Source organism: Rickettsia endosymbiont of Cantharis rufa, from assembly GCF_964026445.1.
In the GTDB taxonomy this organism is placed as follows: domain Bacteria; phylum Pseudomonadota; class Alphaproteobacteria; order Rickettsiales; family Rickettsiaceae; genus Rickettsia.
Genome location: NZ_OZ032150.1, coordinates 1391850 through 1414724, shown reverse-complemented (window position 1 = coordinate 1414724; position 22875 = coordinate 1391850). Strand labels below are relative to the sequence as shown.

Here is a 22875-nt window from a genome sequence, read left to right as displayed (position 1 = left end):
ATGTATAAAAATAATGTATATGTATATGACCAATGAAAATAATAATGACTCAGAGTTTGCCGAATTAAAAATTAGAGGAAAAATATTTAAATTACCTATACTTAAAGCAAGTATAGGTGAGGATGTAATCGATATAAGCAGGGTACCCGCAGAAGCCGATCGCTTTACTTATGATCCAGGCTTTATGTCGACTGCTTCCTGTAGATCCACGATAACTTACATAGACGGTGACAAAGGAATATTAAGGTATCGAGGATATGATATTAAGGATTTAGCCGAAAAGAGTAATTTTTTAGAGGTAGCATATTTATTGATTTACGGAGAATTACCAAGTAGTGAGCAGTATAATAATTTTACTAAAAAAGTCGCTGTTCACTCATTAGTGAATGAAAGATTACATTATTTATTTCAAACTTTTTGTAGCTCTTCTCATCCTATGGCTATTATGCTTGCAGCTGTCGGTTCTCTTTCGGCATTTTACCCTGATTTATTGAATTTTAAGGAAGCAGACTACGAACTTACTGCTATTAGAATGATTGCTAAGATACCTACCATAGCTGCAATGTCTTATAAATATTCTATAGGACAACCCTTTATTTATCCTGATAATTCGTTAGATTTTACCGAAAATTTCTTACATATGATGTTTGCAACGCCTTGTGAAAAATATAAAGTAAATCCAATAATAAAGAATGCTCTTAATAAGATATTTATTCTACATGCCGACCATGAGCAAAATGCTTCTACTTCAACAGTCCGAATTGCCGGTTCATCCGGAGCTAATCCTTTTGCTTGTGTTAGTACAGGGATTGCTTCACTTTGGGGACCTGCTCACGGCGGGGCTAATGAAGCGGTAATAAATATTCTTAAAGAAATCGGTAGTTCTGAAAATATCCCTAAATATATAGCTAAAGCTAAGGATAAAAATGATCCCTTTAGGTTAATGGGCTTTGGTCATCGTGTATATAAAAACTACGATCCACGTGCCGCAGTACTTAAAGAAACTTGTAAGGAAGTATTAAAGGAACTCGGGCAGCTAGATGATAACCCGTTATTACAAATAGCAATAGAGCTTGAAGCTATCGCTCTTAAAGATGAATATTTTATTGAGAGAAAATTATATCCAAATGTTGATTTTTATTCGGGTATTATCTATAAAGCTATGGGTATACCGTCGCAAATGTTCACGGTACTTTTTGCAATAGCAAGAACCGTAGGCTGGATGGCGCAATGGAAAGAAATGCACGAAGACCCTGAACAAAAAATCAGCAGACCGAGACAACTTTACACCGGCTATGTACATAGAGAGTATAAGGGCATTCGGGAGAGATGAATTTTAGTATAATGCGTTTTTTTGTCATACCGCGGCTTGACCGCGGTATCCAAAAAATGCAGAAACAACATACATTTTAAATTATTTTATAGATACCGCAGTCAAGCCGCGGTATGATACTAAGGCAAATATGAATTTTATTGATGAAGTTAAAATATATATAAAAGGAGGAAGCGGAGGCAATGGTTGCGTTAGTTTCCATCGTGAAAAATTTATTGACAGAGGCGGACCTGACGGTGGTGATGGAGGGCGTGGCGGTAGTGTTATTTTCACAAGTAGTTACCACTTCAATACGCTAGTAAATTATCGATATAAACAACATTTTATTGCTGAAAACGGCGAAAACGGTAAGGGTTCAAATAAAAGCGGTAAATCAGGAAAATCGTTAACTCTTGAAGTGCCAATCGGAACTCAAATCTTTTCAGAAGACGGCAATATATTATTGCATGACTTCACTGGTGATGATCAAAGCTTTGAAATAATTAAAGGAGGAAGCGGTGGTCTCGGTAATAGCCATTTCAAAACATCGGTTAATCAAGCTCCGAGAAAGCGTACAGAAGGGGAAATTGCTGAAGAAATGTGGATTCATTTAACCTTAAAACTTCTCTCTGGTGTTGGGCTTGTGGGTCTTCCAAACGCTGGTAAATCTACTTTTTTATCCGTTGTAACGGCAGCTAAGCCTAAAATTGCCGATTATCCCTTTACTACTTTAGTGCCGAATCTTGGAGTGGTGTATGTTGATGATGAAGAGTTTGTTATAGCCGATATTCCTGGTTTGATTGAAGGGGCTCATCAAGGACACGGGCTTGGTGATAAATTCTTAAAGCATATAGAAAGATGTAATGTAATAATACATTTAATAGACGGTTCTAGTAATGATGTAGTTGCAGATTATAATACGGTACGCCTTGAGCTTGAATCATATTCCGATTATCTAAAAAACAAAATCGAAATCATATGCCTTAATAAATGTGATGTTCTTACCAATGAGGAAATACAAGAAAAAATAAATAAGTTGCAAAAAGTTACTAATAAAGAAGTTTTTCCTACCTCTACTTATACTAATACCGGAGTAAATAAAATAATTAAGCTTGCTTTAAAGATTATAAAAACGCAAGAGTGATATATTACCGATTTGCGTTGCCCGCATCGCTCAAAAATCGCCATTACGAGCGGTCGAAGACCGCGCGGCTCGTTTATGTCATTCCCGCGTAGGCGGGAATCCAGGAAAAAGTATATATAAAGCAAATTTTTGAAATTAAAAGAAAAGCTCGATTCATCTCGCTTTATGCTGGATTCCCGCCTACGCGGGAATGACATATAATGAGTCACGCAACAGCGCTAACATTCGCTCGCAATGGCAATTAATAAACTTTAAATCAAAGTAATACGTTGTTCTTCCGCTTCTAGATATTTTTCTAGCTCTTCCTTAGCATATTTCTTTTCTTTAAGCTTTATTTCATTATCAAAGATATATTGTACGGCTTTATCTTCTAAGGCAGGACCCTTAAGCCCTTCAATTGCCCTAGGATTATTTTTATAAAAATCAAATATCATATTTTCCTGCCCAGGAAAATTACGTGCTTGTTGCATAATAACTTTTCTTAAATCATCAGGCTCTAATTGCAGATTTTTAGATTTTGCATATTCAGCAAGTAGTAGACCTATTCGTACACGGCGTAATGCTAATTTATTATAATATTCTGTTATTTCTTTAGGGGATTTATCTTTAAATAGAGAATCGTCTTGTTCGTTTTTATCGGATTCAGATTTCAATATATCTTTTTCTTGAGTTAATAAAGATTCCGGTACATCAAAATCTAGTAATTTTTCTAACTTATCAAATAAGTTCATTTTCATTATAGTATTAATAGCTTCTTCTGACTCATTTTCTATTTTTTTAGTAAAATGTGTACGCAACTCCTCAAGGCTATTACTTTGGAATTTTTTAGCAAACTCATCATCAACAACGGTAGGTTCTGCAGTATGTACAGTTTTAATTTGTACTGCAAAGCGAGCATCCTTACCTGCTAAATCTTTAGCATGGTAATTTTCAGGAAAAGTAACATTAACATCTACTTCACTACCTGTTTTAGAACCTATTAATTGCTTCTCAAAACCGGGAATAAGTGCATTACTACCTATTACCACCTTAAAATCATTTAATTTACCGCCTTCAAAAGCTTCATCCTTAATATACCCGATTGCATCAATAGTAACCTGAACCCCATCCCTTATTTTTACCTTACTTTCTTTGGTATAACTTTTTGTTAATGCAGCAAGCTTTTCTAGCTGTTCTTCAACATCTTTAGGACTTACTTCTAATTTTGGACGATTTATCTCGATTTTCTTTAAATCCGGGATAGTAACTCTAGGTAATAGCTCTATTTTTACAGTGAATTCTAAAGCTTTGTCGGGTTCATTTTGCAGCTCTTCAATTTTAGGTCTACCGATTATATTTAGATTATGCTCTTTAATAACGTGATTTACTGAATGGTTTATTCTTCTTTCTATTATATCATTTCTGACGGAAGTGCCGTATTTTTTCTTAACAATTGAAACTGGTACTTTACCGGCTCTAAAACCTGCTATTTTAACTTTTTTGGTTAGATCAAGCAATTCTTTTTGAATATCGTCATCTATCTCACTTAAAGGAGTAGAGATTTTTGCATAAAAATCCAATCCTTCGTTTTTTAATATGGTAATTCCCATTTTAATAATCCATTAATTCTATATAGTTTGCTAATCAAAATAAACCAAAGAGCAAAAATACGCAATAGTTTTTATATACCGCCCACTTGAAAGATTGGTGACAATGTCTTTGTAAGTCCTTGGATGCTGAACGTTTAGTATACGCTTTTTCCCTTCTCGGCTTACAGCTGGATTACTCTTTTTCAGGTTGAACTTCGTATATTATTTCACAGGAATAGAGAGTAAAAGCTTACTAAGCAATAAGATTCAAACGTACTTCTTCGTTCAATTCTTTAGCAGAAGATAATTCTATATCAAGTTTGGCAAATATCTGCACTAAGGCTATAGATAAATCATTGATCATTTTATCGGTATGAGCGGGAGTTGGGATGATTCGGAGGCGTTCCGTACCTCGCGGTACGGTTGGAAAATTGATATGTTGAACGTAAATGCCATATTCATTAATTAGCATATTTGAGGCTTTAGCTGCTTTGATCGGATCGCCGATAATTATCGGTACTATATGACTTTCATTTCTTAAATAAGGTATATTAAAACGTTCAAAAGAGTTTTTAAGCTTTGCAACTACTTCTTGATACTTTGTGCGTTCGTCATTTGATTCTTTGAGATGTCTAATACTATGTGTTGCAGCAGCAGAAATTACCGGAGGCAATGAAGTAGTAAAAATAAACCCTGAAGCAGTTAGTCTTATAGCATCGACTAAATTATGATTACTAGTGATATAACCGCCGATAGTGCCGTATGCTTTGGCAAGCGTCCCTTGAATAATATCGATTTGCTCACTACAATTAAGAAGCTTTGCAATACCGCCACCATGCTTACCGTATAAACCTACTGTATGAACCTCATCGATAAAGGTTAGAGCATTATATTTTTTGGCTAAATTAATTATATCTTTAATAGGCGAAAAGAAGCCATCCATAGAGTAAGCTGATTCAAAAACAATAATTTTCGGTTTATTAATATCAACTAGTTGTAATAATTCTTCTAAATGCCTAACATCTAAATGTCTATATATGTATTTTTCGGCTCTAGAACTTGTAATACCAGCAATAATAGAGGCATGATTTAACTCGTCGGAGAAAAATACTATATCCGGCATAATTTTAGCAAGTGTTGCGAGCGTTGTATCATTTGCAACAAAACCAGAGGTAAAAGCTAAAGCTGCTTCTTTGCTATGCAAATCTGCAAGTTCTTTTTCAAGCTCAAGAATGGCGGTATTATTACCGCCGATATTGCGGGTTCCGCCTGATCCAACACCGTATTTTAGCAAAGCATCTATAGAAGCTTGCATTACTTTTGGATGTTTACTCATACCCAAATAGTCATTAATGCACCACATGACTATTTGTTTATCTTCATGTTCTGCAAAAGGAAAATTATCGACTTGTCTTTTTAAGGCCTTAAATTCTCGATATCTTCCTTCACTTTTGATTTTATCTATATGCTTGCTAAATATAGTATCGTAATAAAACATCTTCTCTATGTCATTCCTGCGAAAGCAGGAATCCACTTTATTATTTTTTCTAGATACCGTGGTCAAGCCACGGTATGACAGTGGATACCCAAACTTACGTTTGCAACCATTCTATATTAAAATTAAAGAAGTTTAAAGTTATAATATGGCTTTTTGTACAATATCGTTTAATCTCTTTGAAAAAGCACCAGTATCAACGACAGGTTCACCCTCTAAAATACAGGCTTGATCAAATATTAGATTAACTAACCCTTCATTATTTTTATTATTTGCTTTTAAGTCATTAAAGATTTTTTCTACAATTTTATTTTTAGGGTTTAGTTCTAAATTTTTAGCAGAAGCAGTAGTAATTTGCTTTTGCTCTATTAAAAACCTCTCCATCCGAATATCCATAGCAGACTCGCCAACTGCAAGACAAGCAGGGCTTGAAGTAAGTTTTTTGGATATCTTAACTTCTTTAACTAGCCCCCCTAATGTATCCTTAAAATAATCGGTTAGTAATGCATACTCATCATCTGTTTTTGTATTGTCTTTATTTTTTTCTTCAGATGATGAACTAGTTTGCTCTACATCAATATCGCTTCTTGTTGCTGATTTAATAGCGTGTCCTTTATATTCGCTATTAACATTTACCCAAAAATCATCGACTGTATCGGTAAAAAGTAATACATCAATATTTTTACTTAATAACCCTTCGATTTGTGGGCTTGAAAGTAATTTATCGGGATTATCTCCGCTTAAATAATATATAGTATTTTGTCCCTCTTTAAAATTCGCTATATATTCATCAAGACTGATCGTTTTATTATGCAATGCACTTCTGAATATACATACCTCTAATAATTTTTCATGGTCGGTGGTAGCCTCGCATAAACCCTCTTTTAAAGCACTGCCGAAATTAGCCCAAAACTTATTATACTCTTCAGGTAATTCTTCCTTCTTTTTCTTAAGTTCGCCAAGCACTCTTTTTGTAATAGCATTTTTGATTTTCTCAAGTACGCTATTATGTTGCAATGACTCACGGCTAATATTTAGCGGTAAATCTTCTGAATCAACTACGCCTCTCAAGAATCTTAAATATGACGGGATTAAATCTATATTCTCATCAGAAATAAATACTCTCTTGATATATAATTTGACTCGCCTTTTGCGATCAGGATGGAATAAATCAAATGTTTTGCTTGAGGGAATGAAAAGCAGATTGGTAAATTCTATAGCTCCCTCATTTTTATTATGCAGGGTAACCCATGGATCATCTATGGCGTAAGATAAGCTTTTATAAAATTCTTTGTATTGTCCTTCTGTGATTTCTGATTTCGGTCTTGTCCATAATGCAGATGCGGAATTTAGTTGTATCTCATTATTACCGGCTTCATCAAAGAAATATATCGGTACTGCTATATGATCGGAATAGCTTTTAACAATATGTTTTAACCTGAAATGATCGAGAAATGTATCCTCTTCCTTTTTAACATGTAAAACGATTTCCGTACCTCTTGTGAATTCTTTATCCGAATCTGAGACGGTATATTCACTAAGCCCATCCGATTCCCAAACATGGACTTTATCCTCCCCTGCTTTTCTTGAAGTGACAAGAACTTTATCGGCGACCATAAAGCTTGAATAAAATCCGACTCCAAACTGACCGATCAGCATATTATCTTTTTTAGAGTCACCGGAGAGGCTTTTAAGGAAATTTGCTGTACCCGACCTTGCAACAGTACCTAAATTCTCAATCAAATCCTCTTTATTCATGCCTATGCCGTTATCACGGATAATAATTTGTCCGTTATCTTTATCGACTTTAACCGTAATTTTAAAATTGCTATCACCTGCTACTAATTCACTATTACTTTGAGATAAATAACGTAATTTGTCGCAAGCATCCGAAGCATTGGAAATTAGCTCCCTCATAAAAATTTCTTTATTACTATAAAGAGAGTGAATCATTAAATTTAAAATCTTGCCGACCTCGGCGTCAAATTTCTTTTTTTCTTGTGTCATATTAAACCAATCATAAATTCTTGTTTTTAGCTTTGTTACTAGGTCAGTTTTTTCGTCATTGCCGCACGGCATTGTTGCGTGGATAGGTTTATCATTTGTCATCCCGCGATCAAGCCACGGGATGACACAGTAGGTTTTACCGATCCACGCAACAATACCTTGCCGCACTCACTTCGTTCGCAATGACGATGTTGGTACTGTAACAAAACTTTATTTATCTAATATAGGAATTAATAATCAAATTTAAATAGTCTTCGTCAATATTTTTATTAATATCGTTTTTAAGCTATTAATATGACCTTTAATAATTTCTATATTATTTCGTGATAATTTCCATTCTTTTGCTAAGTAATTTATTATTTCTTCATTAGCTTTACCCTGTTCCGGTACTGCTTTTATAGATAATTTTAGATATGGAATATTGTTAATAATTACAAAATAGCTAATTAGATTCTGTTTAGAATTAGGCTTTACTTTAAGACTAAGTAAAGCCTGGTATAAGGAAGAATTATAATTATAAAATTTATTCATTAATGTTTTTTATCACATTTGTTCATCTTTTGTAATAATAAAAGAATACTTGAAAAACTTTGCTAAAACTGATATAAAGTTTACCGTAAATGTTTAGCACCCTTAGCTCAGCTGGATAGAGCAACAGATTTCTAATCTGTGGGTCAGAGGTTCGAATCCTTTAGGGTGCACCATTCTTCATTTTTCGATAAATATCGATTGTCCTTAAGTAACCGCTGAATCTTTTACAAACTAATAAACCAAGATTATAGTTGCTAGAATGCCAAATAATTAAAAGTTTTAATACACTTAAAGTTAAGAAGCTATTTATTATTGTAATCTTTTAATTTTTGTTTTTAATTATAATCAACTATTATTAATATAAATAAAATAACTTTTTATGGAGGATTTAAGTTCTTGGAAAGAAAAGTTTGAAATTTGCGTTTATGCTAAAAATTACTTGATAAAGTTGAATATTTAAACACTAAGGTAAAAAATCCCGTTGATATAGAGGAAGTTAAAAAAGGCATCTTCTATGCTCGCAAATATCATGGATCACAAATGCGTCAATCAGGCGACCATTACTATTCACGCCCAATTGAGGTGGCGATTATGCTAGCTGCATTTGCGGCAGATGAGGCTCTTAAGCTTTATACTGCTATTATGCTGCAAGCTGCACTACTTCATGATACTATTAAGATACAGGCCGCGCCCCCGTATTGCAGCTTAGCATGAATAGTCTATAATCCTCAAACAGTAATAAGAGAGAATTATAGTTAAGGAGTTATGGCAAGAATAGATGTTAAGTGTAGATCAAGAATAGATGTTAAGTGTAGATATTGTAACGACACAGAAAAAGTAGTAAAGGCGGGATATTCAATTTCAAAACAACAGAGATATCAATGCAAGCAGTGTAATCGATATTTTTAACTGTAATATATTAATAATGCCTCTAAGCCTGGAGTCAAGGCTCAGATAGTAGATATGTCAATCAATGGCTCTGGAGTTAGGGATACAGTAAGAGTATTAAAAGTGGGTATCAATACGGTTATCCGTGTTTTAAAAAAATCTAGCGTTAAAAAAGATAAATCATTCTATCAATACGATAGAAGTAATTATTGCTCCTGAAATAGATGAACAATGGCCTTATGTACAGAATAAATCCAAACAAAGATGGCTTTGGTATTCTTTGGATAAGATTTTGTTAAAAGTAGTTGCTTATACTTTTGGTACAAGATGTGATAGCACATCAGAATCATTACTGAAAAAAACTGGAGGATTTTAAGGTTACTTTTTACTTTACAGATGGATAGGGAAGTTATGCTGGGTTATTAGATCCCAAAAAACACATTGTTAGTAAAAAATATACTCAACGGATAGAACGGGGTAACTTAAATCTTAGAACAAGATGCAAAAGACTGACACGTAAAACAATTTGTTTTTCCAAGTCATTGGATATTCATGATAAAGTCATCGGAACTCTTATTGAACGTATAGCCTTTTAATATCCACATCTGTAAAATGGAGGTGCGACCAAAAATAAAGTACAACTTTTACTAATATTTATTGCTATATTTTCTACACAATACCTTTCGTTCAAAAATATCTAAAAATATAAATAATTTAATTTTCTTTCACAGAACCTAATTACAAATCAAAGGAATATCTAATATATTAGACCAAACTTTATCCCAACCTTTCGCGTGAGAAATATTAGGAAAAGTTTGCTTTTTTACACACGGTGAGCCGCTTGTCTTTACGTAAAATTCTGCTATGAAAGGCGGGACTCTTTTGTCATCCATGCCGGAGAGATGTAATTGAGGGATATTATTAACCTGCCTTGCATAATTTATTGGGTTTAAAGATTTAACTAAGTAACCGCGATAATTATGATGTTTGTCAAACTTTTCAGTATCTAAATTACCGGCAATCGTTATAATATCTTTCACATTACTATTTTGAGCGGCAATTAATATTGTAAGCCCACCGCCTCCTGAAAAACCGACAAAGCTAAATTTCTGTCCGTTATTAACGGTATTTATGACGTTATTAATTGAATTTACGACTTCTTGGTTCATTCTCTTATCTAACCAATAATCACTAATGCATTTTGTGTTCATTTCTAAAGGGGTATATTGACAAGGTCTTGCTATATAAACAACATTCGGTCTTTTATCTATTGTAGCAAGCTTCAAGAGCATAGGAATAACAGGAGTAGGGTTGTCGGAATTAGCAGATCCATCCGTAAGATGTCCGTCTCCCTCAATATAGAAGACAAAAGATAAGTGACTATCGGTAATACGCTGATAAGTCGTAAGAGTAAAATCACCTCCGTTTACTAGCTGCATCTGAAAGTTATTTTGAGTCGCTATATCTTGTGAATGCTTTACTCTAATAGCAACATCATGAGTAGTAGAACACCCTGAAAGAAATATTGGTATTAAAAATATTATTGCCCAAATAAAATTTTTCATTACTACAAAGGTTTAAAATTGCTGATAAGTTTTTCTAAATTTTTAGTCATAACAATATCAATTTGTCCTGAAAATTTTAACGCTTCATCTGTTAATTCTTTTAAACCACCACTTAAAGTAATTTAAGCAATCTTATAATTTCTAGAACACCAAAACTTTAAATAGATATCTATATCTTTCATCCAAAACGGTGACCATTCTTGAAAAACAATTAAGTTCGGAGAACGATCAATTAATTTTTGAGCTCCATAAACAGCATTTTCTCTAGCACCCTCAATATCTATTTGTAAAATATCAATAGTTCTAATTTCATTTATAGAATCAATACTAACTGTTTCAACCGTTATTAATTACTCTAAATTTTCATTTTTATCTTCTTCTGATGCGATAATATGAGTCCCACCTACATTTTCTAAAGCTTTTGCTATAAAAGCAACATTAGTATTACTTGAAAAAGCTGCCTTAGAATATAAAGTAACATTTTCTGCATTGTTTAAAAATAAATTTGTACGCAAAAACTTTAAGATTTTAGGATTTGGCTCAAAAATAAAAACTTTTCCATCTTTACTTATTAATTTGCTTATTAGAGTTGTATGAATACCTATATGTTCTCTCAATACTAGAACCTTATCTTTAGGTTTTAGTATTTGCGATAATACATTTTGAACATGTGGTTCCCATTGTTCATCAGAAAGTATGTGATGATTTATTATATCAACTCCGTTCATTAACAATATATCCAAATTATTCTTATCTTTAATAAGAAATCCAGCATATTTAGATTTTTCAGCCTGAATTATCGAATTATAATACACATCTTTCTGTTTAATTTTATAAATAAGAAGAATACTACTTATAGCATATAAAACTGTTAAGCTAATTATTAGTATATATCATCTCATAAAAATATTTAGAATATTAATTTTTTGAGATTTCTAAAACGGTATTTCGTCGTCGAGGTCGCTATGATCAAAAGAAGATGGACCTTTATGCTCAGAATGTTTATATGTGCTATGCCCTGAATCCTGAGTATGATTATTAGAGTTCTTACTATCTAATAATATTAATAGTGAATTAAAGTTTTGTAATACAACTTCCGTGGTATATTTTTCTTGGCCTGAATTATCATTCCACTTACGGGTTTGCAATGAACCTTCAATATATAATTTACTGCCTTTTGCAACATAGCGTTCTACAACAGATACTAACCCTTCGCTAAATATTACTACTCTATGCCATTCGGTTCGTTCTTTTCGTTCTGCGGTGACACGATCTTTCCAAGTTTCGGTTGTTGCTAAGGAAAGATTAATGATTTTTTTTCCTTCTCCTGTAGTTCTAATTTCAGGATCACGCCCCACATTACCTATTAATATTACTTTATTTAAACTACCTGCCATAGATTACTACCTATTTTAAAATATTATTATTGCAATAATAAAATAAAAGAGCCTATAATACTACAGTTTTTTAAAAAATATTTCAAAAATTTTGTAGTAAAGTGATTATGAACCAAGAATATATTAAGGTACGCGGTGCTAAAGAGCATAATCTAAAAAATATAAATGTTGATATTCCAAGGAATAAATTTGTTGTTATCACCGGTCTTAGCGGTTCAGGCAAGTCTTCTTTAGCATTTGATACTATTTATGCAGAGGGACAAAGGCGATATGTTGAAAGTTTATCTTCATATGCAAGGCAATTCTTGCATTTACAGAATAAACCAAATGTGGAATCTATTTCCGGATTATCGCCTGCTATTGCGATTGACCAAAAGACTACTTCCAAAAATCCACGTTCTACGGTCGGAACTATAACGGAAATCTACGATTATCTTAGGTTATTATATGCAAGAGTCGGAATTCCGTATTCTCCGGCAACCGGTCTTCCAATACATAGTCAAACGGTTTCGGAGATGGTAGATATAATTAACGAACTACCTAAAGGTACAAGAATATATTTACTCGCTCCTATTGTTAGAGGACATAAGGGGGAGTTCAAACGTGAAATTATGAATCTGAAGAAGCAAGGCTTTCAGAAATTAATAGTTAACGGTGAAGCTTGCGAAATTGATGATTTACCAAAGCTTGATAAAAATAAAAAGCATAATATAGAAGTAATCGTTGATAGAATAGTTCTAGACGAAAATTTAGGTAATAGGCTTGCAGATAGCTTAGAGAGTTCATTAAATCTTGCTGAGGGCATTACTTATTTAGAAATTGTAGAATTGCCGCCGGCAGTTAAGACTAAGTTTGAAAAAAATCAGCGTATTACTTTTTCTGAGAAATATTCCTGTCCGGTTTCAGGCTTTCAACTTATGGAAATCGAGTCGAGAATCTTTTCTTTTAACAGTCCTTTTGGAGCATGTCCTAAATGTGGGGGGATAGGTAAGGAATTTTTCTTTGATAGAGATTTAATTGTTCCTGATCAAAGAATTTCTATTAAAGACGGCGCAATAGTGCCTTGGGGTAGTACATCTTCTAAATTTATCCTAGAGACATTAAAGGCTCTCGCTGATCATTATAAATTTTCTATTGAAGTACCTTTTGTAAGTTTATCACAAAATGTTAAGGATATTTTATTTGAAGGTTCAGGAGAAGAGGTAATAAAGTTTGAATTTCACGACGGTTCTAAAACGCAAACAATAAAACAACCTTTTGCTGGAATAATACCAAGCTTGCAAGAAAAAGATCGTACTATAGAATCAGTTTTAATTAAAGAAGAGCTCGCTAAATTTAAGTCGGAACATAAATGTACTGCTTGCTCAGGATATAGATTAAAAGATGAGGCATTATGTGTTAAAATAGGAGATTCTCATATAGGTGAAGTGGCAGGTATGAGTATTGCAGCCTTGCAAAAATGGTTTAATCACTTAGAAGAAAAATTAAATAAAAAACAACTATTTATTGCCGAGCGTATACTTAAAGAAATTACTGAGAGATTAAAATTCTTAATGAATGTCGGGCTTGATTATTTAACGTTATCAAGAGAATCAGGTACTTTATCGGGAGGCGAAAGCCAGCGCATCCGTCTTGCATCTCAAATAGGATCAGGGCTTAGCGGTGTTTTATATGTACTTGATGAGCCGTCTATTGGTCTTCACCAGCGTGATAATACAAGATTAATCGAAACACTAAAAAGACTTAGGGATCTTGGTAATACCGTTTTGGTAGTTGAGCATGACGAAGAAACAATGTATGAAGCAGATCATATTATTGATATAGGACCGGGAGCCGGTATTCACGGCGGTCGTGTTATTGCTGAAGGAAATGCCGAAGAAATAAAGAATTTTGAAGAAAGTATTACAGGTAGATATTTAAGTGGTCGTCAAACAATCAAAGTACCGTCTGAAACAAGAGTAGGGCATGATAATAGGGCAATTGAATTACTTGGAGCGGTTTCCAACAATTTAGAGAATGTTGATATCAAAATTCCGCTTGGTACTTTTACTGCTATAACGGGAGTATCAGGAAGCGGTAAATCAAGCTTGATGATTCATACTCTATATAAAGCGGCTTTAAAGCATTTAGAGCCTACTGCAAAAGTATTCCCAGGAAAATATAGAGGGTTAAAAGGACTTGAATATATTGATAAAATTATCGATATTAATCAATCCCCGATAGGTAGAACTCCTCGTTCAAACCCTGCGACTTATACAGGTGCATTTACCCATATTAGGGATTGGTTTGTGGAATTACCTGAATCAAAAGCTAGAGGGTATAAAGTAGGCAGATTTTCATTTAACGTTAAAGGCGGTAGATGTGAAGCGTGTCAAGGTGATGGGCTGATTAAAATAGAGATGCATTTTTTACCTGACGTATATGTAAAATGCGATATTTGTAACGGTCACAGATATAATAGGGAAACTCTTGAAATAAAATATAAAGGTAAATCTATTGCTGATATTTTGATGATGACGGTAGAAGATGCGATGCAATTTTTTGAAAAAATCCCGTTAATCTACGAAAAACTTATTACCTTAAATGAGGTAGGACTCGGTTATATAAAAATCGGCCAGTCTGCTACTACTCTTTCAGGAGGTGAAGCACAGCGTGTTAAGCTTGCTAAAGAATTATCAAGACGTTCAACCGGTAAAACACTTTATATACTTGATGAACCGACTACGGGCTTGCATATTGATGACATCAATAAATTGTTAAAAGTATTACATAAGCTTGTTGATATGGGCAATACCGTTTTAGTTATCGAGCATAACCTAGATGTTATAAAAACAGCAGATTATATTATCGATGTCGGCCCTGAAGGAGGTGACAAAGGTGGTAAGATAGTTGTGTGCGGTACCCCTGTCGATATTGCTGCCTGCGAGGAAAGTCATACCGGTACATACTTAAAGGAATATTTGAAGTAGAACATTATTAATTTTTCTTAACCTCCTCGCTTGACTATTATTAATTTACATTATACTTTTATCTATTAAGTTACTAATTGCCATGAAATATGGGGTCGCACCTCCATTTTACAGATGTGGATATTAAAAGGCTATACGTTCAATAAGAGTTCCGATGACTTTATCATGAATATCCAATGACTTGGAAAAACAAATTGTTTTACGTGTCAGTCTTTTGCATCTTGTTCTAAGATTTAAGTTACCCCGTTCTATCCGTTGAGTATATTTTTTACTAACAATGTGTTTTTTGGGATCTAATAACCTAGCATAACTTCCCTATCCATCTGTAAAGTAAAAAGTAACCTTAAAATCCTCCAGTTTTTTTCAGTAATGATTCTGATGTGCTATCACATCTTGTACCAAAAGTATAAGCAACTACTTTTAACAAAATCTTATCCAAAGAATATCAAAGCCATCTTTGTTTGGATTTATTCTGTACATAAGACCATTGTTCATCTATTTCAGGAGCAATAATTACTTCTATCGTATTGATAGAATGATTTATCTTTTTTAACGCTAGATTTTTTTAAAACACGGATAACCGTATTGATACCCACTTTTAATACTCTTACTGTATCCCTAACTCCAGAGCCATTGATTGACATATCTACTATCTGAGTCTTGACTCCAGGCTTAGAGGCATTATTAATATATTACAGTTAAAAATATCGATTACACTGCTTGCATTGATATCTCTGTTGTTTTGAAATTGAATATCCCGCCTTTACTACTTTTTCTGTGTCGTTATAATATCTACACTTAACATCTATTCTTGATCTACACTTAACATCTATTCTTGCCATAACTCCTTAACTATAATTCTCTCTTATCACTGTTTGAGGATTATAGACTATTCATGCTAAGCTGCAATACGGGGGCACGGCCAAATATGGCCTTAAAACTAAATATTTAATAAGAGGTAGAATACGTTATGAGTCCTAATGATCTAAAAACACTTGAGGAGTTTAATTAAAACAATTCAGGACGAAATTTCAAAAGATCTAATATTAGAAGGTGAAATGTTAACTATTGATCAAGAAATAGGAAATAAAACAGTACGTGATAATCTGGAATTATTAAATGGGGTATTGAAACGTGATATTTTCCTACCAGACTATATCTGTAAAGTAAAAGCAGCATTTAAAAAGAAAATACAAGAACAGAATGATCTTGAAAATACATCGTTGAGCCACGCCCCCCGTATTGCAGTTTAGCATGAATAGTCTATAATACTCAAACAGTGATAAGAGAGAATTATAGTTAAGGAGTTATGACAAGAATATATGTTAAGTGTAGATCAAGAATAGATGTTAAGTGTAGATATTATAACGACACAGAAAAAGTAGTAAAGGCGGGATATTCAATTTCAAAACAACAGAGATATCAATGCAAGCAGTGTAATCGATATTTTTAACTGTAATATATTAATAATGCCTCTAAGCCTGGAGTCAAGGCTCAGATAGTAGATATGTCAATCAATGGCTCTGGAGTTAGGGATACAGTAAGAGTATTAAAAGTGGGTATCAATACGGTTATCCGTGTTTTAAAAAAATCTAGCGTTAAAAAAGATAAATCATTCTATCAATACGATAGAAGTAATTATTGCTCCTGAAATAGATGAACAATGGCCTTATGTACAGAATAAATCCAAACAAAGATGGCTTTGGTATTCTTTGGATAAGATTTTGTTAAAAGTAGTTGCTTATACTTTTGGTACAAGATGTGATAGCACATCAGAATCATTACTGAAAAAAACCGGAGGATTTTAAGGTTACTTTTTACTTTACAGATGGATGGGGAAGTTATGCTAGGTTATTAGATCCCAAAAAACACATTGTTAGTAAAAAATATACTCAACGGATAGAACGGGGTAACTTAAATCTTAGAACAAGATGCAAAAGACTGACACGTAAAACAATTTGTTTTTCCAAGTCATTGGATATTCATGATAAAGTCATCGGAACTCTTATTGAACGTATAGCCTTTTAATATCCACATCTGTAAAATGGAGGTGCGACCGTATTGAAGATGTATCAAAATCAACAAATGAAACCCAACAATTACAATTATTAGAAAAGCTAAAGAATTTAACAGAATGTGCTCTTTTATTAAAATGCGGGATATTAGATACGAGTCAAAATAATACTCTGCAAGATGGTATCAAGGTATTAGAAATATTTATTGATAAGTATGATATTTCTCTATCAGGAGAATGGGGGAATATGATAGTTGATGATTTCCCTAAACCATACAGCAATGTTGTTCAAATTACGAATTTAAATCCGAAAGTGTAGAAATAAATAGGCTTTACATGCCTGTAGATTTCTTCTGTGAAGTTACGATATTTAATGCTTATGGTCGTGGTGATGGGTATAGAAGCCTAGAGAAGAAAGTGCATTTGAAAATTCAGAGTTAGGAGTTATTTCATTTGGTATTCCGCTGCAACATATGTGGCCGTTTAAGCATATCACCTGATCGGAGTTTTTTATTACGGTAAATAAATCATGCGAGATCATAAAAACCGTAATATTTAGCTTTTTACGAATCAAATTAATAAGCTGATAAAATTCTTGTTGGCTCGTTACGTCTAAAGACTGCAGCGGTTCATCTAAAACAATTAAGTCAGGATTATTAACTATTGAACATGCAAGAACCACCTTTTGAAACTGCCCTCCTGAGAGCTTAGAAATTTCTTGATCTTTTATATGTTCCAAATCAATAAACGAGTTAATCTCTTTGATATTGTTATTGAAGTTACTAGGTGCTAATAGATCTAAAAATTTTTTCACCGTAATAGGTAAATCAGGGCTTAGCCCGAACTTTTGCGGTACGTATCCGATTTTTAGTTTAGGATCAATTATAATTTCGCCGCTTGTCGGTTTTTCAAGCCCAAGCATTAATCGCACTATGGTGGTTTTACCTGCACCGTTAGGTCCGATTAAAGTAGTTATATTATTTTTTTTGACAGTAAAACTAACGTTATTTATTGGCAGTTTATTACCGAATTTTTTAGATACGTTACGAAAGTCAATTATAGGTTTTTGCATGTATCGGTTCACTCCTGTTATCCCGTGGTCAAGCTGGTGTTGTTGCATGTATCGAAAAACCTGCTCGATGTCATTCCCGCGTAGACGGGAATCCAGGATAAAGCGAGATAAATCGAACTTTAAAAAGTTTTAAAGTACTAGATTCCCGCCTACGCGGGAATGGCATAAACAAGCCATGCAACAAAGCCTATGGTTGCTCGCAATAACAGTTTAACGCAGGTAAACCTTCGCAGGAATGACATTATGCAGAATAAATGCCGATTAATTCAGTTTCAGCTAATAAATATTTTTGCAAAGCTAATACTAAATCTTGCTTGCTAGCATTCTCATCCAGTTCAAGAGAATCATTTAGAGCGTATAGTTTGAAAAAATAACGATGAGGTTTGCCGGCAGGTGGACAAGGGCCACCGTATTTTTTGTCTTTCCAGCTATTATTTAAAATCTTAATACTGTTATCTATTCGTCCTTCTGAAAGCTTAGTAATAGAAGCCGAAATATTATAGATTATCCAATGATCCCATATACCGTGCGGAGGTGCTATTTCTACCGGTGCATCAGGGTCATCCATGATAAGTACAAAAGATTTAGTATCTGAAGGAGCATTGCTCCACTCTAAATGCGGAGAAACATTCTGTCCTTTACAAGTAAATTTATCAGGAATACGCTCATTATGTTTAAACGCCGTACTTGTTATTAGGAAGGTCATAATTATGTACTCCTATGAGTGTTGTGTATGCCATTCCTGCGAAAGCAGGAATCCAGCCACTAAAAGTATAGCACACTAAATTTTAGAATTAAAAGCTCAAATAATTTCGCTTTTTTCTAGATTCCCGCTTTCGCGGGAATGACATAGAATACTCCTTATCAGTCGCTCGCAATGACTTTTTTCTATCAATTTACAACTTGCCATTGTCCGTCAGGCTGGCGGCATGCATTACCGTATGCTTTTTGTTGTTTTCCGCCTATTACAACTGTTTGAGTGTACTCACGGCAATATTGCCCTATGCTATTTCTATAAGTTTTATTAGGTGTTACGTAGCCATGATTGCCGTTATCGGGATTACGCCATTCTACGTTACTACCACTAGGAGCTGCTTCTAAAGCTCTTTGTGAGGTGAGTTCAGCAAGTCTTCTATCCTGCTCATCCATACCTGCACCGATTTGTCCACCCAGAACTGCTCCAAGTAATGCACCTACACCTACTCCGACAAGTTGCCCTTTACCTTTGCCGAATTGAGAACCAAGTAATGCACCGCCGGCACCGCCAAGGAGCGTACCTGTACCTTGTTTATTCATACCACCCGGACCGGCGCATGCTTGCAACATAGAAGCTGCAAGAGCTATAATCATAATTTTAGACATTAATTTCATAATAAATTCTCTTTAATTGATACCTACTTAAATAAGTATATAATTTTTAGCATTTTGTAAAGTACAAACGTCAGCCATAGAATTAAATTAATTTAATTGAATTTAATATTTTCTTTGTTAAACTACAAAAAATAAATTGGAAAGATTTGTCATGGATACTAATAGCCGTAATCGGTTAATAAAATCGGCATCTTATTTATCGGTTACTGCAGCATTAATTATTTTAAGTATAAAATTATATGCTTGGGTTGTTACCGATTCGCAATCAATACTCGCTTCCTTAATTGATTCGATGCTTGATATAACATCTTCCCTTATTAATCTAATAGCTTTAAGGTTTGCCCTGCAACCACCGGATCATCAACATAGATTCGGGCATGAGAAGATTCAGGATTTAACAATTTTTTCTCAGTCTATATTCTTTTTTGCCTCAGCTTTTTTTGTAGGTTTTTCTTCAATTAAGTCTTTATTTGAAAAAATAAAACCGGAGAATATTAGTGACGGCACTACTGTAATGTATGTATGTATACTCTTAACAATTATTTTAGTACTTTATCAAACTTATGTAATAAAAAAAACAGGATCGGAGATAGTGAAAGCTGACAAGCTCCATTATCTTACGGACTTACTTACGAATGTTATAGTAATTATCTCTATAAATCTAAGTAATCATTTTTGGTTTGTTGATCCATTATTTGGGGTAGTTATTTCGTTATATATATTCCGTACCTCTTACTCTTTATTTAAAAAGGCATTTAAAAATTTAGTTGATCATGAATTACCTGAACAAGATAGACAAAAAATTATCTCAATAGTTAATAACCATTTGGGTGTAAAAGGCATGCACGAAATGAAAACTAGATATGCAGCTCAAAAAGCTTTTATCCAGTGCCATTTGGAAATGGACGGCAATATGTCGCTTTATAATGCTCATAAAATTAGCGATGAGATTGCTTTTGAAATATTGCAGGAATTTCCGGAGGCTGAAATAATTATTCACCAAGATCCTTTTGGAATCGAAGAACACGTAAATTACCGTGAATATATTGTTAGATAAAGAAACGGATTTTAACAACTTTTTTATGCAGCAAGCTTTAAAACAAGCATGTATTGCTTTTGATAAGAATGAAGTACCGGTCGGAGCGGTGATTGTAGATAGATTAAATCAGAAAATTATTGCTAGTAGTCATAATAATACCGAAGAAAAGAACAATGCTCTGTGTCATGCCGAAATTATTGCTATTAATGAAGCATGTAATCTTATATCTTCTAAAAATTTAAATGATTATGATATTTACGTTACTTTAGAACCTTGTGCTATGTGTGCGGCAGCTATAGCTCATAGCAGGTTAAAACGCTTGTTTTACGGCGCTTCTGACTCTAAACACGGGGCAGTTGAAAGTAATTTACGATATTTTAACAGTAGTGCCTGTTTCCATAGACCGGAAATATATAGCGGAATTTTTGTTGAAGATTCGGGGCTATTAATGAAAGAGTTTTTTAAAAGGATACGACAATCATGTTAGAGCGTCGCCTGTGTGGATCGTAAAGTATGCCCGGTGTCACCCTGTGGATTTTACCGGCCCACGGCGAACAATGCTTTTGCAAGAATGATATAAAGAAGTAAGAAAATATGCTAAAACTATTAACCCCCTATTATTTTAATAAATTATCAAAGATTACAATACCTATATTAGCTATATCTACTTTGGTAATGATGATTATAGCTCTTTATTTAGCCCTAATAGTTTCGCCTATAGATTATCAACAAGGTGAGTTTGTACGTATTATGTATGTACATGTACCTGCTTCTTGGATGGCCCTTGGTATTTATGTTTTCATGGCAGTATGCAGCTTTAGTTATTTAGTATGGAAAACTACTATTAGCTATTTGCTAGCCGTAACATCTAGTTACATTGGAGCTACTTTTACTTTGATTAGCTTAGTAACAGGCTCTTTATGGGGGAAACCTATATGGGGAACATGGTGGGTTTGGGATGCAAGACTTACCTCCATGCTCATATTATTTTTATTATATCTAAGCTATATTATCATAGTAAATAGTGCAGATAATATAAGAAAAGCACAAAACCCCGCTTCGATTATTGCTCTTATCGGATTGATTAACATACCGATAGTAAAATTCTCGGTAAATATTTGGTACAGTCTGCATCAGCCTGCTAGCGTTTTAAGGCTTGGTTCTCCTGCTATTCATTCCTCAATGTTAAAGCCTTTAATTACAATGTTTATTTGTTTTATATTATATTTTTTGTTAATATTAATTTTAAGAACTTCTATATTAATTTATAAAATTAAGAATCAATAATAAAAATGACTTATGCTGTAACCGATGAATGCGTAAAATGTAAATATACCGATTGTGTTGAAGTATGTCCCGTAGATTGCTTCTATGAAGGCGAATTTATGCTAGTTATCAATCCTGATGAATGTATAGATTGCGGTGTGTGTGTTTCTGATTGCCCTATAAACGCTATCAAACCTGAATCACGGGAGATAATAGAATGGGTAGAACGTGCAAAAGATTTTATAGAAAATAAAGGATGGAAAAATATTACCAAAAAAAAACCCGCTCTGCCTGATGCTGATAAATTTAAAGATGAGAAAGATAAGTTTAATAAATATATAGGAACCTAAAATAATATGAATTAAATATATGTGTTTATTTTATCACAAAACTTAATAAAAGCTTTATCATATGAATCTAATTGTCGATTAAATATAGAACTAAAAAATATAATATGTTATATATGCCATTAAGATAATGTTTAATTATTTAATTTGAGGTGCGAATCATGAAAAAGTTACTTTTAATAGCTGCTGCAAGTGCAACAATTTTATCTTCTACCATATCATTTGCTGAGGACATGTGTAATGACTGGTATTTAAGAATAGATGCTGGCGCTGCAATGTTTAATAAAGAAAAAGATAAGGCAACCGGTGTTAAATTAAAATCTAATACGACTATTCCAATTGATTTAGGTATTGGTTACTATATTTCCGAAAATTTTAGAGCTGATTTAACTTTAGGTACTATAATTGGCGGAAAGTTAAAGAAATCCGGAACTGCAACTAATGCACTTTTTACTGGTACTAATGTTTCTGCGAGTCATAAACCTACTATTACACGTTTACTTATTAACGGTTATGTAGATTTAACTAATTTTGATATGTTCGATGTTTTTGCCGGTGCCGGTGTTGGTCCTGCATTAGTTAAAGAGAAAATTACATATAACGGTATAACAGGTCTTTCATCTAATACTAAAAATAGAACCAATATTTCGTATAAACTAACTTTAGGTACTTCTGCACAAGTCACTAATGGTGTTAAAGCAGAACTAGCTTATAGCTGGATAGACGACGGTAGAACAAAAAGTAAGAATGTAATCTACCAAGGAACAAGTGTACCAACTGGTGGGATGCGTTATCAGAGTCACAACTTAACAGCTGGTATAAGATTTGATATATAATTAAATAGAATATATTAGTAGTTTTAGGTATGTCGTCATTGCGAGCGACTAAAA

Annotated in this window: 24 protein-coding genes, 1 tRNA gene and 4 pseudogenes; 15 read left to right on the top strand and 14 right to left on the bottom strand. The window is 33.6% G+C overall.

Annotated features, from left to right (window positions below; genetic code table 11):
• The first annotated feature begins 25 nt into the window (after window positions 1–25).
• Both AAGD46_RS08005 and obgE read left to right on the top strand, forming a co-directional pair.
• Window positions 26–1333, top strand: coding sequence for a citrate synthase (locus AAGD46_RS08005; RefSeq protein WP_341787241.1), 1308 nt, complete (start codon window positions 26–28; stop codon window positions 1331–1333).
• 130 nt (window positions 1334–1463) lie between these two features.
• Complete coding sequence (obgE, locus tag AAGD46_RS08000) at window positions 1464–2456, top strand: GTPase ObgE (protein ID WP_341787240.1); 993 nt, start codon at window positions 1464–1466, stop codon at window positions 2454–2456.
• 251 nt (window positions 2457–2707) lie between these two features.
• Here obgE and tig read toward each other — a convergent pair whose 3' ends face one another.
• The 4 genes and pseudogenes from tig to AAGD46_RS07975 all read right to left on the bottom strand — a co-directional run bounded on the left by tig (window position 2708) and on the right by AAGD46_RS07975 (window position 8057).
• Window positions 2708–4045: a trigger factor gene (gene tig, locus AAGD46_RS07995; RefSeq protein ID WP_341787239.1), complete on the bottom strand. Its 1338-nt coding sequence runs from the start codon at window positions 4043–4045 to the stop codon at window positions 2708–2710.
• A 232-nt stretch (window positions 4046–4277) separates the two neighbouring features.
• Complete coding sequence (hemA, locus tag AAGD46_RS07985; RefSeq protein ID WP_341787238.1) at window positions 4278–5522, bottom strand: 5-aminolevulinate synthase; 1245 nt, start codon at window positions 5520–5522, stop codon at window positions 4278–4280.
• 138 nt (window positions 5523–5660) lie between these two features.
• The gene (gene htpG / locus AAGD46_RS07980; protein WP_341787949.1) at window positions 5661–7526 is read right to left on the bottom strand and encodes a molecular chaperone HtpG; all 1866 of its coding nucleotides are present in this window, start codon (window positions 7524–7526) and stop codon (window positions 5661–5663) included.
• Between the two features lie 214 nt (window positions 7527–7740).
• Window positions 7741–8057, bottom strand: a pseudogene (locus AAGD46_RS07975) (DUF167 domain-containing protein).
• A 96-nt stretch (window positions 8058–8153) separates the two neighbouring features.
• On the opposite strand from AAGD46_RS07975, the gene AAGD46_RS07970 reads away from it, so the two are divergent.
• The 3 genes and pseudogenes from AAGD46_RS07970 (at window position 8154) to AAGD46_RS07960 (ending at window position 9541) form a co-directional block, all read left to right on the top strand.
• Window positions 8154–8230 (top strand) — tRNA-Arg (locus tag AAGD46_RS07970).
• Window positions 8231–8436: 206 nt separating this feature from the next.
• A pseudogene (locus AAGD46_RS07965) lies at window positions 8437–8735 on the top strand (hypothetical protein); the annotation flags it as partial.
• 87 nt (window positions 8736–8822) lie between these two features.
• Window positions 8823–9541, top strand: a pseudogene (locus AAGD46_RS07960) (IS1 family transposase).
• 138 nt (window positions 9542–9679) lie between these two features.
• Here the strand turns inward: AAGD46_RS07960 and AAGD46_RS07955 are convergent.
• From AAGD46_RS07955 to ssb, 4 genes are all read right to left on the bottom strand, one after another.
• A complete protein-coding gene (locus tag AAGD46_RS07955; protein ID WP_341787237.1) occupies window positions 9680–10510 on the bottom strand; it encodes an alpha/beta hydrolase in 831 nt (276 codons plus the stop codon).
• Between the two features lie 122 nt (window positions 10511–10632).
• Window positions 10633–10803 (bottom strand): hypothetical protein, encoded by a 171-nt coding sequence (locus tag AAGD46_RS09810; RefSeq protein ID WP_410525995.1) that lies wholly within the window; start codon window positions 10801–10803, stop codon window positions 10633–10635.
• 57 nt (window positions 10804–10860) lie between these two features.
• Window positions 10861–11325, bottom strand: coding sequence for an FkbM family methyltransferase (locus tag AAGD46_RS07950; protein WP_341787236.1), 465 nt, complete (start codon window positions 11323–11325; stop codon window positions 10861–10863).
• Window positions 11326–11445: 120 nt separating this feature from the next.
• Window positions 11446–11907 carry a single-stranded DNA-binding protein gene (ssb, locus tag AAGD46_RS07945; RefSeq protein WP_341787235.1) on the bottom strand — a complete coding sequence of 154 codons (462 nt, stop codon included), beginning with the start codon at window positions 11905–11907 and terminating at the stop codon, window positions 11446–11448.
• Between the two features lie 107 nt (window positions 11908–12014).
• On the opposite strand from ssb, the gene uvrA reads away from it, so the two are divergent.
• Window positions 12015–14876, top strand: a complete 2862-nt coding sequence (gene uvrA / locus AAGD46_RS07940) for an excinuclease ABC subunit UvrA (protein ID WP_341787234.1) — start codon at window positions 12015–12017, stop codon at window positions 14874–14876.
• Window positions 14877–14999: 123 nt separating this feature from the next.
• Here the strand turns inward: uvrA and AAGD46_RS09805 are convergent, their stop codons facing one another.
• The 3 genes from AAGD46_RS09805 to AAGD46_RS09795 form a co-directional block, all read right to left on the bottom strand.
• Window positions 15000–15155: an IS1 family transposase gene (locus tag AAGD46_RS09805; RefSeq protein WP_410525951.1), complete on the bottom strand. Its 156-nt coding sequence runs from the start codon at window positions 15153–15155 to the stop codon at window positions 15000–15002.
• A 166-nt stretch (window positions 15156–15321) separates the two neighbouring features.
• Window positions 15322–15375: a hypothetical protein gene (locus tag AAGD46_RS09800; RefSeq protein WP_410525952.1), complete on the bottom strand. Its 54-nt coding sequence runs from the start codon at window positions 15373–15375 to the stop codon at window positions 15322–15324.
• Window position 15376: 1 nt separating this feature from the next.
• Window positions 15377–15520 (bottom strand): IS1-like element transposase, encoded by a 144-nt coding sequence (locus tag AAGD46_RS09795; RefSeq protein ID WP_341786690.1) that lies wholly within the window; start codon window positions 15518–15520, stop codon window positions 15377–15379.
• Window positions 15521–15871: 351 nt separating this feature from the next.
• Between AAGD46_RS09795 and AAGD46_RS07930 the strand changes: the two genes are divergently transcribed.
• From AAGD46_RS07930 to AAGD46_RS09780, 4 genes and pseudogenes are all read left to right on the top strand, one after another.
• A complete protein-coding gene (locus tag AAGD46_RS07930) occupies window positions 15872–16129 on the top strand; it encodes a hypothetical protein (RefSeq protein WP_341787232.1) in 258 nt (85 codons plus the stop codon).
• 254 nt (window positions 16130–16383) lie between these two features.
• Window positions 16384–16527, top strand: coding sequence for an IS1-like element transposase (locus tag AAGD46_RS09790; protein WP_341786690.1), 144 nt, complete (start codon window positions 16384–16386; stop codon window positions 16525–16527).
• On the top strand, window positions 16484–16684 hold the full coding sequence (locus AAGD46_RS09785) for an IS1 family transposase (RefSeq protein ID WP_410525969.1): 201 nt from the start codon (window positions 16484–16486) through the stop codon (window positions 16682–16684). The genes AAGD46_RS09790 and AAGD46_RS09785 overlap by 44 nt, the downstream gene beginning before the upstream one ends.
• 55 nt (window positions 16685–16739) lie before the next feature.
• Window positions 16740–16835, top strand: a pseudogene (locus AAGD46_RS09780) (IS1 family transposase); the annotation flags it as partial.
• A 425-nt stretch (window positions 16836–17260) separates the two neighbouring features.
• On the opposite strand, the gene AAGD46_RS07920 reads toward AAGD46_RS09780, so the two are convergent.
• The 3 genes from AAGD46_RS07920 to AAGD46_RS07910 form a co-directional block, all read right to left on the bottom strand.
• Window positions 17261–17962, bottom strand: coding sequence for a metal ABC transporter ATP-binding protein (locus AAGD46_RS07920; protein WP_341787231.1), 702 nt, complete (start codon window positions 17960–17962; stop codon window positions 17261–17263).
• A gap of 241 nt (window positions 17963–18203) precedes the next feature.
• Window positions 18204–18668 (bottom strand): YbhB/YbcL family Raf kinase inhibitor-like protein, encoded by a 465-nt coding sequence (locus AAGD46_RS07915; protein WP_341787230.1) that lies wholly within the window; start codon window positions 18666–18668, stop codon window positions 18204–18206.
• Between the two features lie 185 nt (window positions 18669–18853).
• A complete protein-coding gene (locus AAGD46_RS07910) occupies window positions 18854–19333 on the bottom strand; it encodes an RT0821/Lpp0805 family surface protein (protein ID WP_341787229.1) in 480 nt (159 codons plus the stop codon).
• A gap of 151 nt (window positions 19334–19484) precedes the next feature.
• On the opposite strand from AAGD46_RS07910, the gene AAGD46_RS07905 reads away from it, so the two are divergent.
• The 5 genes from AAGD46_RS07905 (at window position 19485) to AAGD46_RS07885 (ending at window position 22821) form a co-directional block, all read left to right on the top strand.
• A complete protein-coding gene (locus AAGD46_RS07905; protein ID WP_341787228.1) occupies window positions 19485–20390 on the top strand; it encodes a cation diffusion facilitator family transporter in 906 nt (301 codons plus the stop codon).
• Window positions 20371–20859, top strand: a complete 489-nt coding sequence (locus tag AAGD46_RS07900) for a nucleoside deaminase (RefSeq protein ID WP_341787227.1) — start codon at window positions 20371–20373, stop codon at window positions 20857–20859. The genes AAGD46_RS07905 and AAGD46_RS07900 overlap by 20 nt, the downstream gene beginning before the upstream one ends.
• Window positions 20860–20966: 107 nt before the next feature.
• Entirely contained in the window at window positions 20967–21659 is a 693-nt protein-coding gene (locus AAGD46_RS07895; RefSeq protein WP_341787226.1) for a heme ABC transporter permease, read from the top strand.
• 5 nt (window positions 21660–21664) lie between these two features.
• Window positions 21665–21988, top strand: coding sequence for a ferredoxin FdxA (fdxA, locus tag AAGD46_RS07890; RefSeq protein ID WP_341787225.1), 324 nt, complete (start codon window positions 21665–21667; stop codon window positions 21986–21988).
• A 158-nt stretch (window positions 21989–22146) separates the two neighbouring features.
• On the top strand, window positions 22147–22821 hold the full coding sequence (locus AAGD46_RS07885; RefSeq protein ID WP_341787224.1) for an outer membrane protein: 675 nt from the start codon (window positions 22147–22149) through the stop codon (window positions 22819–22821).
• Window positions 22822–22875: the final 54 nt, after the last annotated feature.

Bases quoted from the DNA above. Each gene is read 5' to 3' on its own strand.
- AAGD46_RS07915 (WP_341787230.1), bottom strand. From the start codon at position 18,668: ATGACCTTCCTAATAACAAGTACGGCGTTTAAACATAATGAGCGTATT.
- AAGD46_RS07885 (WP_341787224.1), top strand. From the start codon at position 22,147: ATGAAAAAGTTACTTTTAATAGCTGCTGCAAGTGCAACAATTTTATCT.
- uvrA (WP_341787234.1), top strand. From the start codon at position 12,015: ATGAACCAAGAATATATTAAGGTACGCGGTGCTAAAGAGCATAATCTA.
- ssb (WP_341787235.1), bottom strand. From the start codon at position 11,907: ATGGCAGGTAGTTTAAATAAAGTAATATTAATAGGTAATGTGGGGCGT.
- tig (WP_341787239.1), bottom strand. From the start codon at position 4,045: ATGGGAATTACCATATTAAAAAACGAAGGATTGGATTTTTATGCAAAA.
- hemA (WP_341787238.1), bottom strand. From the start codon at position 5,522: ATGTTTTATTACGATACTATATTTAGCAAGCATATAGATAAAATCAAA.
- AAGD46_RS07910 (WP_341787229.1), bottom strand. From the start codon at position 19,333: ATGAAATTAATGTCTAAAATTATGATTATAGCTCTTGCAGCTTCTATG.
- AAGD46_RS09795 (WP_341786690.1), bottom strand. From the start codon at position 15,520: ATGTCAATCAATGGCTCTGGAGTTAGGGATACAGTAAGAGTATTAAAA.
- obgE (WP_341787240.1), top strand. From the start codon at position 1,464: ATGAATTTTATTGATGAAGTTAAAATATATATAAAAGGAGGAAGCGGA.
- AAGD46_RS07895 (WP_341787226.1), top strand. From the start codon at position 20,967: ATGCTAAAACTATTAACCCCCTATTATTTTAATAAATTATCAAAGATT.
- fdxA (WP_341787225.1), top strand. From the start codon at position 21,665: ATGACTTATGCTGTAACCGATGAATGCGTAAAATGTAAATATACCGAT.
- AAGD46_RS07955 (WP_341787237.1), bottom strand. From the start codon at position 10,510: ATGAAAAATTTTATTTGGGCAATAATATTTTTAATACCAATATTTCTT.
- htpG (WP_341787949.1), bottom strand. From the start codon at position 7,526: ATGACACAAGAAAAAAAGAAATTTGACGCCGAGGTCGGCAAGATTTTA.
- AAGD46_RS07905 (WP_341787228.1), top strand. From the start codon at position 19,485: ATGGATACTAATAGCCGTAATCGGTTAATAAAATCGGCATCTTATTTA.
- AAGD46_RS09790 (WP_341786690.1), top strand. From the start codon at position 16,384: ATGTCAATCAATGGCTCTGGAGTTAGGGATACAGTAAGAGTATTAAAA.
- AAGD46_RS07920 (WP_341787231.1), bottom strand. From the start codon at position 17,962: ATGCAAAAACCTATAATTGACTTTCGTAACGTATCTAAAAAATTCGGT.
- AAGD46_RS08005 (WP_341787241.1), top strand. From the start codon at position 26: ATGACCAATGAAAATAATAATGACTCAGAGTTTGCCGAATTAAAAATT.